This is a genomic window from Streptomyces sp. NPDC031554 (assembly GCF_055580685.1).
The window spans coordinates 512,552-525,405 of the sequence record NZ_JBVIKX010000003.1; the positions used below are offsets into that span (position 1 = coordinate 512,552).

13 protein-coding genes are annotated in these 12,854 nt (G+C 67.7%); 9 read left to right on the forward strand and 4 right to left on the reverse strand.

Features of this window, described 5'->3' with window-relative positions; translation table 11 throughout:
• Positions 1 to 82: 82 nt before the first annotated feature.
• Both dnaN and dnaA read right to left on the reverse strand, forming a co-directional pair.
• Positions 83 to 1,213, reverse strand: a complete 1,131-nt coding sequence (gene dnaN, locus ACZ5FU_RS10975; protein ID WP_363092295.1) for a DNA polymerase III subunit beta — start codon at positions 1,211 to 1,213, stop codon at positions 83 to 85.
• Positions 1,214 to 2,083: 870 nt separating this feature from the next.
• Positions 2,084 to 4,060, reverse strand: a complete 1,977-nt coding sequence (gene dnaA, locus ACZ5FU_RS10980; protein ID WP_451528751.1) for a chromosomal replication initiator protein DnaA — start codon at positions 4,058 to 4,060, stop codon at positions 2,084 to 2,086.
• A 378-nt stretch (positions 4,061 to 4,438) separates the two neighbouring features.
• Here dnaA and rpmH point away from each other — a divergent pair, with 378 nt between their 5' ends.
• From rpmH to ACZ5FU_RS11025, 9 genes are all read left to right on the forward strand, one after another.
• Positions 4,439 to 4,576: a 50S ribosomal protein L34 gene (rpmH, locus tag ACZ5FU_RS10985; protein WP_018846094.1), complete on the forward strand. Its 138-nt coding sequence runs from the start codon at positions 4,439 to 4,441 to the stop codon at positions 4,574 to 4,576.
• Positions 4,577 to 4,597: 21 nt separating this feature from the next.
• Positions 4,598 to 4,969 (forward strand): ribonuclease P protein component, encoded by a 372-nt coding sequence (gene rnpA, locus ACZ5FU_RS10990; RefSeq protein WP_451528752.1) that lies wholly within the window; start codon positions 4,598 to 4,600, stop codon positions 4,967 to 4,969.
• Positions 4,966 to 5,319, forward strand: a complete 354-nt coding sequence (gene yidD / locus ACZ5FU_RS10995) for a membrane protein insertion efficiency factor YidD (protein ID WP_366058282.1) — start codon at positions 4,966 to 4,968, stop codon at positions 5,317 to 5,319. Before rnpA ends, yidD begins: the two co-directional genes overlap by 4 nt.
• Before the next feature lie 3 nt (positions 5,320 to 5,322).
• The gene (gene yidC / locus ACZ5FU_RS11000) at positions 5,323 to 6,582 is read left to right on the forward strand and encodes a membrane protein insertase YidC (protein ID WP_451528753.1); all 1,260 of its coding nucleotides are present in this window, start codon (positions 5,323 to 5,325) and stop codon (positions 6,580 to 6,582) included.
• 15 nt (positions 6,583 to 6,597) lie between these two features.
• Complete coding sequence (locus ACZ5FU_RS11005; protein WP_468644832.1) at positions 6,598 to 7,110, forward strand: Jag family protein; 513 nt, start codon at positions 6,598 to 6,600, stop codon at positions 7,108 to 7,110.
• A gap of 118 nt (positions 7,111 to 7,228) precedes the next feature.
• Positions 7,229 to 7,945 carry a 16S rRNA (guanine(527)-N(7))-methyltransferase RsmG gene (gene rsmG, locus ACZ5FU_RS11010; protein WP_451528755.1) on the forward strand — a complete coding sequence of 239 codons (717 nt, stop codon included), beginning with the start codon at positions 7,229 to 7,231 and terminating at the stop codon, positions 7,943 to 7,945.
• Between the two features lie 265 nt (positions 7,946 to 8,210).
• On the forward strand, positions 8,211 to 9,281 hold the full coding sequence (locus ACZ5FU_RS11015) for a ParA family protein (protein ID WP_451528821.1): 1,071 nt from the start codon (positions 8,211 to 8,213) through the stop codon (positions 9,279 to 9,281).
• Complete coding sequence (locus ACZ5FU_RS11020) at positions 9,278 to 10,378, forward strand: ParB/RepB/Spo0J family partition protein (RefSeq protein ID WP_451528756.1); 1,101 nt, start codon at positions 9,278 to 9,280, stop codon at positions 10,376 to 10,378. Before ACZ5FU_RS11015 ends, ACZ5FU_RS11020 begins: the two co-directional genes overlap by 4 nt.
• A 325-nt stretch (positions 10,379 to 10,703) precedes the next feature.
• Positions 10,704 to 11,321 (forward strand): GNAT family N-acetyltransferase, encoded by a 618-nt coding sequence (locus ACZ5FU_RS11025; protein WP_469045237.1) that lies wholly within the window; start codon positions 10,704 to 10,706, stop codon positions 11,319 to 11,321.
• 94 nt (positions 11,322 to 11,415) lie between these two features.
• On the opposite strand, the gene trxA is transcribed toward ACZ5FU_RS11025, so the two are convergent.
• A complete protein-coding gene (gene trxA, locus ACZ5FU_RS11030) occupies positions 11,416 to 11,745 on the reverse strand; it encodes a thioredoxin (RefSeq protein ID WP_363092304.1) in 330 nt (109 codons plus the stop codon).
• Between the two features lie 43 nt (positions 11,746 to 11,788).
• On the reverse strand, positions 11,789 to 12,757 hold the full coding sequence (gene trxB / locus ACZ5FU_RS11035; protein WP_451528758.1) for a thioredoxin-disulfide reductase: 969 nt from the start codon (positions 12,755 to 12,757) through the stop codon (positions 11,789 to 11,791).
• Positions 12,758 to 12,854: the final 97 nt, after the last annotated feature.

Below are 12,854 nucleotides of genomic sequence, written 5' to 3' on the forward strand. Positions count from 1 at the left end.
ACTGCCCAGCGACGCGCTCACCTGCGGCTTCGTCCACAGGCCGGGACACGTCCTCCACGGCCTGTGGACAGGTCCGGACGACTCAGCCGCTGAGGCGGACCGGCATGATCAGGTACTTGTAGGCCTCGTCCGCCTCGGCGTCCACCGCCGGCCTGCCGCTGAGCAGCGCGGGCTTGGTGGACGTCGTGAAGGACAGCTGAGCCACCGGGGAGTCGATGGCGCTGAGGCCGTCCAGCAGGAAGGTCGGGTTGAAGGCGATCGAGATGTCGTCGCCGTCGAGCTGGGCGTCGACCCTCTCCACAGCCTGTGCGTCGTCGCTGGAACCGGCCTCGAGGATGAGCACGCCCTGCTCGAAGCTGAGCCGCACCGGCGTGTTGCGCTCGGCGACCAGGGCCACGCGCTTGACGGCCTCCACGAAGGGGGCGGTCTCGATCACCGCGACGGAGTTGAACTCCGTCGGGAACAGGGTGCGGTACTTCGGGAGGTCGCCCTCCAGGAGCCGGGTCGTCGTGCGGCGGCCGGCGCCCTCGAAGCCGATCAGGCCCTCGCCCGCGCCCGAGCCGGACAGCGCGATGGTGACGCTGTCTCCGCTGGTGAGCGCCTTGGCGGTGTCCAGGAGTGTCTTGGCGGGCACCAGGGCGACCGCGGACGCGTCCGGATTTTCCGGCTTCCACAGGAACTCGCGGACCGCGAAGCGGTAGCGGTCGGTGGAGGCCAGCGTCACGGTGTCGCCCTCGATCTCGATGCGCACACCGGTCAGGACGGGCAGGGTGTCGTCACGGCCGGCCGCGATGGCGACCTGGGCGGCGGCGGAGGCGAAGACCTCGCCGGGGACCGTGCCCGTCGCGTTCGGCATCTGGGGCAGCGACGGGTACTCCTCCACAGGCAGTGTGTGGAGCGTGAACCGTGAGGAGCCGCAGACCACCGTGGCCCGTACACCGTCTGTGGAAATCTCCACGGGGCGGTTGGGGAGCGCCCGGCAGATGTCCGCGAGCAGCCGGCCGGAGACGAGGACGGTGCCCTCCTCCTCCACCTCGGTCTCCACCGACACGCGCGCCGAGACCTCGTAGTCGAAGCTGGAGAGGCTGAGGGCTCCGTCCTCGGCCTTCAGCAGGAGGCCGGCGAGGACAGGCGCCGGCGGACGGGCCGGGAGGCTGCGCGCCGCCCAGGCCACTGCCTCCGCGAGTACGTCGCGTTCCACCCGGATCTTCACTCTTGCCGCCTCCTGCTGTTGCCGGCGCTTCTCGCCCTGCCTGGCCTTCGTCGTCTGTCTCGGTGTCGTCGGCCCCGGTGAGGGGAAGGACCACCGGGGACCAGTCTGACGCACCGCACTGACAGTAGGTGCCCGTCGGGGTCAAGTCGTGACGAGGGGCAGCCGGGGCCCGGACGACGAGTTGTGCACAGCACCCCCTTCGAACCGGATTTCTCGCTCTCTCTGGTTGGGAGTAGTAGTAGGGGCTGTGGATACCGTGGATAACCCTGTTTCCGCAGCTCAGAGGCGAGATTTTGTCCACTGACCCTGGGGACGGAGGCGGTGGACAACCGGGGCCTTCTGTGGAGAACAGAAAGTTCTGCACACCCCGTGCACAGGGAGGGGCGACTTCTCCCCAGGACCGTCCCCAGGTTTACCCGGCTTTCCCACAGCCCAATCCGGTGCCCTCATGTGACGCCTTTCACTCCTGCCGGTGAAGAGGTGCGCCGAGTTGCCGAACAGTGGACAGACGTGTGGAGAAACCGGTGATAGCTGGGGACAACCGCCCGGATCCTGTGGGTCGTCCGTGGACAACTCCATGCACAGGCTGTGGGTCGACTCGCTGTCCACAGCCTGTGGAAATCTTTTGTCCACCAATCCACAGGCGGATGACCTGCCTCGATTCTCTTTCACCCAGGCCGCCTGTGGACAAGATCTGGACAACTCGGCAGTCCCCAGGATGTGGACGGCAGAAAGTCACCGAATCTGTGGAGAGTGGCCGTGACCCGGCCAGTAATCGAACAGCGGATGACCAGGCGCCGGCCCGCGGCATGAAGAAGGGCGCCCCGGGAACAGCTCCCAGGACGCCCTCGACAGGCCCGCGCGGCTCCGTCAGCCCGCCTTGATGCGGTTGGTCAGCTCGGTCACCTGGTTGTAGATGGAGCGCCGCTCGGCCATCAGATTGCGGATCTTGCGGTCCGCGTGCATGACCGTCGTGTGGTCGCGGCCGCCGAACAGGGCGCCGATCTTCGGCAGCGAGAGGTCCGTCAGCTCGCGGCACAGGTACATGGCGATCTGCCGGGCCGTCACCAGCGCGCGGCCGCGGGAGGTGCCGCACAGGTCCTCGACCGTGAGGCCGAAGTAGTCCGCGGTCGCGCCCATGATGGCCGTCGAGGTGATCTCGGGCGCCGAGTCGTCGCCGCCGGGCATCAGGTCCTTCAGGACGATCTCCGTCAGGCCCAGGTCCACCGGCTGCCGGTTGAGCGACGCGAACGCCGTCACCCGGATCAGCGCGCCCTCCAGCTCACGGATGTTGCGCGAGATGCGGGACGCGATGAACTCCAGCACCTCCGGCGGGGCGTTGAGCTGCTCCTGCACCGCCTTCTTGCGCAGGATCGCGATCCGCGTCTCCAGCTCGGGCGGCTGGACGTCCGTGATCAGGCCCCACTCGAAGCGGTTCCGCAGCCGGTCCTCCAGCGTCACCAGCTGCTTGGGCGGCCGGTCGGAGGACAGCACGATCTGCTTGTTGGCGTTGTGGAGCGTGTTGAAGGTGTGGAAGAACTCCTCCTGCGTCGACTCCTTGTCCGCCAGGAACTGGATGTCGTCGACGAGCAGGATGTCCATCTCGCGGTACCGCTTGCGGAAGCTGTCGCCCTTGCCGTCGCGGATGGAGTTGATGAACTCGTTGGTGAACTCCTCCGAGCTGACGTACCGCACCCGCGTGCCCGGATAGAGGCTGCGCGCGTAGTGCCCGATGGCGTGCAGCAGGTGCGTCTTGCCGAGGCCCGACTCCCCGTAGATGAACAGCGGGTTGTACGCCTTCGCGGGCGCCTCGGCCACGGCGACCGCGGCCGCGTGCGCGAAACGGTTCGAGGCGCCGATGACGAACGTGTCGAAGAGGTACTTCGGGTTCAGCCGGGCGGTCGGCTCACCGGGCCCGCTCGCCGGCGCCGGCTTCCCGCCCAGCGGCCCGGGCGTGCCCGACTGCCCGTGACCGGCACGCCCGCGATGCGTGTGACCGCCCCCGGAGGGGGACTCCGGCATCTCCCGCCGGGCGGGGTCGCGCTGGTCGTACTCGGGGCGCGACTGCTGGTACTCGGAGCGCTTCTGGTCGTAGGGCGAGCGGTCGTAGGACGGCCGCTCCATGGCCTGCGGCCGGTAGTCCTGCGAGGGGGGCGGGCCGTAGGAGTCCTGGTCCTGCGGCCCGTACGCGTCCTGGGACGACGGCCCGTAGGAGTCCTGAGGAGGCGTGCCGTAGGAGTCCTGGCCGGAGGAGCCGCCGTAGGAGTTCTGGGACGGCGACGCGTAGGGGTCGCGCTCGGGGAACCCGAGGCGCTGCTGCTGCCAGCCGTACTCGTCCTGCCCCGGCCGGGGCCAGGCGCCGGGCTCGGGCCGCTGGTACTCCGAGGGGTAGGCCGGTCGCGCGGTGGGCAGCGGGTCCTGGCGCGCGCCCTGGTCACCCCCGCCCGGGGGCTGCTCGGCACGGTGCCGGCCGTAGCCCTGGTACGGGTTGTCGCGCGGGCCGTCGTACGGGTCCGGCTGCTCCTCGGGTTCGTCGTAGCGCGACGGCGTCGACGGGACGGGGGGTTCCCCCGCGGAGTCGTCGACGGTGATCGCGATCCGGATCGGCCGGCCGCACTCACGGCTCAGCGTCTCGCTGACGACCGGGGCGAGGCGGCCCTCCAGCACGCCCTTCGCGAATTCGTTCGGGACGGCGAGCAGGGCGGTGTCCGCGACCAGGGCGAGCGGCTGGCAGCGCCTGATCCAGTGCTCGTCCTTGACCTCGACACCCTGGCCACGGCCCTCACCGAGGAGCTGCTCCAGTACGCGTGGCCACACTGCGGCAAGATCGGCAGGTACGTCAGCCACAGGGCACGCTCTCTCGTGGGTCCCACGTTCGTGTGATGGTGGGACGGTTGGTGATTCGCATCGGGCGGGAGCAGGGACAAAGGAACGAATCGGAGTTCAGCCACGGTAGTCAGGCCGACGGCTACGGTTCAAGTTGTTGTCCCCAGCCTGTGGACAGTGTCCCCCGACGGGGGTCGGTTTGACCGGATGGCGCAGCCGCGCGTACCGTGACCAGGTCGAGTTGTCGATGGCTGCTGCCGCCTGCCTCCGATGGGCACAGATCGCGTCAGGTGATCGGGAAGCGGTGCACTCGGGCGTTGACCGCGAGCTACCTCGTGGGCGCACGGTGACAGCCAGGACGGCACCCCGCCGCCACCGATTGATTTCTGGAGCCCCCGAGTGAGCAAGCGCACCTTCCAGCCGAACAACCGTCGTCGCGCCAAGACCCACGGCTTCCGCCTGCGGATGCGCACCCGTGCCGGTCGCGCGATTCTCGCGAACCGCCGCAGCAAGGGTCGCGCCAACCTGTCCGCCTGAGCCTGATCAGGTCATGACGTCGTGCTGCCTACCGAGCATCGGCTGAGGCGGCGCGAGGACTTCGCGGCCGCGGTACGACGGGGTCGTCGGGCAGGACGCCCGACCCTCGTCGTCCACCTACGAAGCGGTGCAACGGACCCGCACGCGCCTGGGGAGAGCGCTCCCCCGACGCGTGCGGGTTTCGTCGTGAGCAAGGCCGTGGGCGGAGCGGTCGTGCGCAACGCGGTGAAGCGCAGACTGCGCCATCTGATGCGCGACCGAGTCACCCTTCTTCCCCCCGGTAGCCTGGTAGTCGTACGGGCGCTGCCCGGTGCGGGTGACGCCGGCCACGCACAGCTGGCCCAAGACCTCGATGCCGCCCTTCAACGGCTACTGGGAGGGGGCGCGCGATGAAGTACCCGCTGCTGGCCTTGATCAAGCTCTACCAGTGGACGATCAGTCCGCTGCTCGGGCCGGTGTGCAAGTACTACCCGTCGTGCTCCCACTACGGCTACACGGCCATCGACCGACACGGTGCGATCAAGGGAACGGCCCTCACCGCCTGGCGCATCCTGCGATGCAATCCATGGTCGCTCGGCGGCGTGGACCATGTCCCGCCGCGCAAGCGTCCGCGGTGGCACGAGATGCTGCGCAACACATGGCGCGCACGCAAGGGCGGGCCCTCCGCCGCCGAAACGGCCACCGGAGAGAATCCTTCTTCGAGCCCGGCCGCAGAGACCCCGTCCCATGCCCAAGGAGCATGATTAGTGGACACGATTGCCAGCCTCTTCAGTTTCATCACCACACCCGTCTCCTGGGTCATCGTCCAGTTCCACAAGGTGTACGGCGCCCTCTTCGGCCCTGACACCGGGTGGGCCTGGGGCTTGTCCATCGTGTCCCTGGTGATCCTCATCCGGATCTGTCTGATCCCGCTCTTCGTGAAGCAGATCAAGGCGACGCGGGCGATGCAGACCCTGCAGCCCGAGATGAAGAAGATCCAGGAGCGCTACAAGAACGACAAGCAGCGCCAGTCCGAAGAGATGATGAAGCTGTACAAGGAGACGGGCACCAACCCGCTCTCCTCGTGCCTTCCCATCCTGGCGCAGTCCCCGTTCTTCTTCGCCCTCTACCACGTGCTCAACGGCATCGCCAACGGTGACACCATCGGTGTGATCAACGAGAGCCTGCTGCAGAGCGCGCAGAAGGCGCACATCTTCGGCGCCCCGCTGGCCGCGAAGTTCACCGACAGCGCCGCGGACGTCACCGCGCTCGACGCCTCGCTCGCCAGCGTCCGCATCGTCACCGCGATCATGATCGTCCTGATGTCGGCCTCGCAGTTCTTCACGCAGCGCCAGCTGATGACGAAGAACGTCGACACCACGGTGAAGACGCCGTTCATGCAGCAGCAGAAGATGCTGATGTACGTCTTCCCGGTCATGTTCGCCGTCTTCGGCATCAACTTCCCGGTCGGTGTCCTCGTCTACTGGCTGACCACCAACGTGTGGACCATGGGCCAGCAGATGTTCGTCATCCGCAACAACCCGACCCCCGGCTCCAAGGCTCAGGGCGCCTACCTGGAGCGTCTGCACAAGCAGGTCATGCACCACGGCAAGACGCGCAGCCGCGGCCAGAAGGCCATCGTCAAGGCGATCGTGGCCAAGGGCCGTGACCGCAACGACTACGAGCGCAAGTTCATCAACGGCCTGAACAAGGCGGGCTTCGCGGCCCAGCCCGACGGCACCGTCGCGAAGGGGGAGGCTCAGACCGCCACCCTCACCGAGGACGGCGAGGCCACGACGGCCACGGCCCGGCGTCAGCAGCCCAAGCGTCAGACCAAGGCCCAGCGTCAGTCCGGAGCCACGAAGCCGGCCGGTGAGCCCACCTCGCTGACGAAGTCCGACGAGCCCCAGGACGCCAAGCCCGCCGGCGGCCCGAAGCCGAAGACCGGCTCCAGTGGCCGCAGCAGGGCCCAGTCCGGGCAGCGCAAGGGCGGCCCGCAGCGCCCCAAGTCCCCGTCCAAGAAGTAAGAAGGAGCCCATCCCGTGACGGAAGGCACCATCTCCGCCGCCGCCGAGGGCGCAGACACCCTCACCCGCCTGGAGCAGGAGGGCGAGATCGCGGCGGACTACCTCGAGGGTCTGCTGGACATCGCCGACCTCGACGGCGACATCGACATGGATGTCGAGGCCGACCGCGCTTCGGTGTCGATCATCAGTGACACGAGCGGTCGAGACCTGTACAAGCTCGTCGGCCGGGACGGCGAGGTGCTGGAGGCGCTGCAGGAGCTGACGCGTCTTGCCGTGCACCGGGAGACCGGCGACCGCAGCCGGCTGATGCTGGACATCGCCGGCTACCGGGCCAAGAAGCGCACCGAGCTTTCCGAGCTGGGCGCCAAGGCCGCGGCCGACGCGAGGAACAGCGGTGAGCCGGTCAAGCTGAACCCGATGACGCCCTTCGAGCGCAAGGTCGTCCACGACGCGGTCAAGGCGGCTGGTCTGCGCAGCGAGTCCGAGGGCGAGGAGCCGCAGCGCTTCGTCGTCGTGCTGCCCAACTGATTCAGTACGCACGTATCACCGGCCCCGTCTGTCGCGCAGGCGGGGCCGGTCTTTGTCAGCCTGGTGATTCTGGTGGTCGGCGCGGAACGCGTCGATGCGGTACGGAAGGACGGTCCCCGTGACGGAGGCAGCGGAGCTCCCCCCTGCGCCCGAGCAAGCACGCGAGGTATTCGGTGATCGCTTCGCGGATGCGGTCCGGTACGCCGAGCTCCTGGCAGAGGCAGGTGTGCAGCGCGGGCTCATCGGCCCACGAGAAGTGCCCCGACTGTGGGAGAGGCACATCCTGAACTGCGCGGTCCTCTCCGAGGCCGTGCCCGAGGAGGTGACGATCTGCGACGTCGGATCCGGTGCCGGCCTGCCCGGTATCCCTCTGGCCCTCGTTCGGGAGGACCTGAAGATCACCTTGCTGGAGCCGCTCCTGCGACGCACCAATTTCCTGACCGAGGTCGTCGAGCTTCTCGGCCTGGATCATGTGACCGTCGTACGCGGCCGGGCCGAAGAGGTCATGGGCAAGCTGACGCCGGTCCACGTCGTGACCGCCCGCGCCGTCGCTCCCCTGGACCGTCTGGCCGCTTGGGGCATCCCTTTGCTGCGTCCCTACGGAGAGATGCTCGCGCTGAAGGGTGACACCGCCGAGGAGGAGCTGAAGAGCGCCGCCACCGCGCTGAGCAAACTCGGCGCGGTGGACACGTCCATCCTCCACGTCGGGGAAGGAGTGGTCGATCCCCTCTCCACGGTCGTGCGGGTCGAGGTCGGGGAGAGCCCCGGCGGTGTGAGGTTCGCCGCGAAGCGCGCCAAGGCGGCCCGGACGGGTCGCACACGTCGTCGTCGCTGACCCCGCCCGAAGAACAGTCGTACTCCACACAAGCTGCCTAATCTACGCATGACGGAGTGTCGCGGCATTCCGGTCGCGAGCGCTGTGCATCGTGTTTCACGTGAAACGTCGCTCATTGCTGCACGGCATCATCAGCCGCGAACGCGCTACGGCCGAACCTCGCGACCGGAAGCCTCTCGGCTCACTCGCCAGTGGGGCGGAGTTGTCCACAGAGGTGGATTTCTCCACAGAAGACCAGGCCTCACTGGTTCGCGACCCCGAAGGCATGGGAGGCTCTGTGCATTGCGAGCCTGAAGTCGAGGAGAGTGAATCCTTGCGGTCCGACGCCAACATCGCGGGACCGATGACCGATCCGGTCCCCGGTCCCCGTACCGAGTCGATGGGGGAGGATGTTTCACGTGAAACACCGCCTCCCATGGACGACACTCCGATCGGTCGTGCTGCCCAACTGGCGGTAGAGGCTCTCGGCCGTGCTGGCGAAGGCCTGCCACGGCCCGAGCAGACCCGCATCATCGTTGTGGCGAACCAGAAGGGCGGCGTGGGCAAGACGACGACGACCGTCAATCTTGCCGCTTCGCTTGCCCTGCACGGCGGCCGTGTTCTGGTGATCGACCTCGACCCGCAGGGCAATGCTTCCACTGCTCTCGGGATCGACCATCACGCCGAGGTCCCTTCCATCTACGACGTGCTGGTCGAGAGCCGTCCTCTGTCGGAAGTGGTCCAGCCGGTCCCCGATGTCGAAGGCCTCTTCTGTGCTCCCGCCACGATCGATCTCGCCGGTGCAGAGATCGAACTCGTGTCGCTGGTGGCGCGGGAAAGCCGACTTGAGCGAGCCATCCAGGCGTATGAGCAGCCGCTGGACTATGTCCTCATCGACTGCCCGCCTTCGCTCGGCCTTCTGACGGTCAACGCGCTGGTCGCCGGTCAGGAGGTTCTCATCCCGATCCAGTGCGAGTACTACGCGCTGGAGGGACTGGGCCAGCTGCTGCGCAACGTCGACCTGGTGCGAGGCCATCTCAACCCCACCCTCCATGTGTCGACCATCCTGCTCACCATGTACGACGGCCGGACGCGCCTCGCGTCACAGGTCGCCGAAGAGGTGCGCACCCACTTCGGCGAGGAGGTGCTGCGGACGAGCATTCCCCGCTCGGTCCGTATCTCCGAAGCGCCGAGCTACGGCCAGACGGTACTGACCTACGATCCTGGATCGAGCGGTGCCCTGTCCTACCTTGAAGCAGCCCGAGAGATCGCGTTGAGGGGCGTCGGTGTCAGCTATGACGGCACACACGCCCATATCGGCGCTCAGAACAATCCGACCATGGAGGGGACGCAGTGAGTGATCGACGAAGGGGCCTGGGCCGTGGTCTCGGCGCGCTGATCCCTCCTGCCCCGACGGAGAGGACCCCGGCGCAGACCGCGGTGGGCGGGGGAACTTCCCCGTCCTCCTCCGGTGTCCCGGCCCTGGTGGCCGATCGTGGGGTGGCCGCGGCGAAGGTGGCCACGCTGCCGCCTGTTTCACGTGAAACCGATGAGTCCTCGGGAAACGGCGCGACGGATGTACCGGCGCCGCCCCTGGGTGCCCACTTCGCGGAACTCCCCCTCGACTTCATCACCCCGAACCCGCGCCAGCCGCGTGAGGTTTTCGACGAGGACGCGCTTCACGAGCTGATCACGTCCATCCAGGAGGTCGGTCTCCTCCAACCGGTCGTCGTACGGCAGACCGGCCCCTCGCGCTATGAATTGATCATGGGCGAGCGGCGCTGGCGTGCCTGCCGTGAGGCGGGCCTGGAGGCGATCCCCGCGATCGTCCGAGCCACGGACGACGAGAAGCTCCTTCTGGACGCACTGCTGGAGAACCTCCACCGGGCTCAGCTGAACCCGCTGGAGGAGGCTGCCGCCTACGATCAGCTGCTGAAGGACTTCAACTGCACCCACGATCAGCTGGCGGACCGGATCGGGCGCTCACGTCCCCAGGTCTCCAACACGCTGCGGCTGCTGAAGCTCTCCCCGGCAGTCCAGCGCCGGGTGGCAGCCGGTGTGCTCTCGGCCGGCCATGCGCGGGCACTGCTCTCCGTCGACGACTCCGAGGAGCAGGACCGTCTGGCCCACCGGATCGTGGCGGAGGGGCTGTCCGTGCGGGCGGTCGAGGAGATCGTGACTCTCATGGGATCACGCCCCCAAGCCCCGCAGCGATCCAAGGGGCCCCGCGCCGGAGGCCGGGTGTCGCCGGCGCTCTCCGACCTCGCCACCCGGCTCTCGGATCGCTTCGAGACGCGGGTCAAGGTCGACCTGGGGCAGAAGAAGGGCAAGATCACCGTCGAGTTCGCCTCCATGGAAGACCTCGAGCGGATTCTCGACAGTCTGGCTCCCGGTGAAGGAGCTGCCCTTCAGAAGGGCCTCGTGGAGGGTGAGTCCAAGGAAACGGACGACTGACCCCCTCCCGGGCAGGGTTGTCCCATCCGCCGACCGCCAAGAGCGAGCCGCCTCCATTGCCTGCCGGAGCACGGCTCGCTCTTTGCCTTCACGCGGTACTGAGGGAATCGCCTCGTGGATACGATGCGAGAAGGTGGGGCGTCACCACCGGATGACACCTTCGAGCGACAGGCGGGGCCGTACAAGGGATGGACCGGGCCGGACTGATGGGCGTAGCCGCGGGTATCGGTGCGGACAACGGGTTCGTCGGCAGCCTGCTCGAGGAACGGAGCGCTCTGACAGCCGCTCGCGGTGCCGCGGGCGACGGAAGCGAGGATCAGCCTTCATGGGGCGTCGGCTCGTACCGCTCACACTGGACAACCTTCAGGATCTCCCCCAGCGCTGCCGCTCGTGTGTCTTCTGGGAACTGGACCCCGTCAGTGGCGAGGCAGCGTCAAAGACAGGGACGACTGCGGTGGAGAAAGAGGCCTGGATCTCCGCCGTACTGCTCGACTGGGGCTCCTGCGGCCGGGTCGTGTACGTCGATGACGTCCCCGTGGGCCACGTGCTCTACGCCCCGCCCGCCTACGTGCCCCGCTCGGCGGCGTTCCCCACGAGTCCTGCCTCCCCGGACGCGGTGCAGTTGATGACCGCATTCATCATGCCGGGCTATCAGGGCCAGGGGCTCGGCCGGGTGATGGTCCAGACGGTCGCCAAGGATCTGCTGCGCCGGGGCTTCAAAGCGATCGAGGCGTTCGGTGACGCCCGCTGGAAGGAACCGGCCTGCCTTCTCCCGGCCGATCACCTGCTTGCGGTGGGCTTCAAGACGGTCCGGCCGCATCCTTCCCACCCACGGCTGAGGCTGGAACTGCGTACCACCCTTTCCTGGAAGGAAGACGTGGAGATGGCGCTCGACCGGCTCCTGGGCGCTGTGCAGAAGGAGCCGGTGCTACGACCGTTGTGATCAGCTCTTCGGACGAGCGAAGGGGCCGGCCCTTCCGGGTCGGCCCCTTCATGTTTCACGTGAAACATCCGTCGCCTGCGCGACGGTCAGGACATCACTCGGCGATGAAGTCCTCGAGGTCACGGACGAGCGCGGCCTTGGGCTTGGCACCGACGATGGTCTTGGCGACCTCGCCGTTCTGGTAGACGTTCAGGGTCGGGATGGACATCACGCCGTACTTGGCGGCCGTACCCGGGTTCTCGTCGATGTTGAGCTTGACGACCTCGATCTTGTCGCCGTACTCGGCCGCGATCGCTTCGAGGGACGGAGCAATCTGACGGCACGGGCCGCACCAGGCAGCCCAGAAGTCCACCAGGACGGGCTTGTCGCTCTTCAGGACGTCCTGCTCGAAGGAGTCGTCGGTTACGTGCTTGAGGTCGGCCACGGCGGGCTCCTTTAAATGGTGTGTGCGGTGGGGAGGGAGGAAGTCAGACGGCGGTCTTCTCGGGCTCGGCCTGCTCTTCGTCCGCGAGGGCGGCGAGATAGCGCTCGGCGTCGAGAGCGGCGGAGCAGCCGGTGCCGGCCGCGGTGATCGCCTGACGGTAGGTGTGGTCGACGACGTCGCCGGCGGCGAAGACGCCCGTCACGTTCGTCCGGGTGGACGGGGCGGCGACCTTCAGGTAGCCCTCCTCGTCCAGGTCGAGCTGGCCCTTGAAGAGTTCGGTGCGCGGGTCGTGGCCGATCGCGATGAACAGACCCGTCACCGGAAGGTCGGAGAGTTCACCGGTCTTGAGGTTGCGCAGCTTCAGGCCGGCCAGCTTCGGGTCGCCCTGGATCTCGGCGACCTCGCTGTCCCAGACGAACGTGATCTTCGGGTCGGCGAAGGCACGCTCCTGCATCGCCTTGGAAGCCCGCAGGGTGTCACGGCGGTGGACGATCGTCACGGACTTGGCGAAGCGCGAGAGGAAGGTGGCCTCCTCCATGGCGGTGTCACCGCCGCCGATCACGGCGATGTCCTGGTCCTTGAAGAAGAAGCCGTCGCACGTGGCGCACCACGAGACACCGCGGCCGGAGAGGGCGTCCTCGTTGGGCAGGCCGAGCTTGCGGTGCTGGGATCCGGTGGTGACGATGACGGCCTTGGCCCGGTGGACGGTGCCGGCCGTGTCGGTCACGGTCTTGATCTCACCGGTGAGGTCGACGGAGACGACGTCGTCGGGGATCAGTTCGGCACCGAAACGCTCGGCCTGAGCGCGCATGTTGTCCATGAGCTCGGGGCCCATGATGCCGTCCTGGAAGCCGGGGAAGTTCTCCACCTCGGTGGTGTTCATCAGGGCGCCGCCCGCGGTGACGGCTCCCTCGAACACCAGCGGCTTCAGCGAAGCGCGGGCGGTGTAGAGCGCCGCCGTGTAGCCGGCGGGCCCGGAGCCGATGATGATCACGTTTCGGACGTCGCTCACGGCTTGATTCCTCGTCTCTGGTCTGTGTCGATCGACCGGGGGAGCTTCTGGGAACTCTCACCCCACCCAACGGATCCTAAGGGGCGTGCATTCCCGG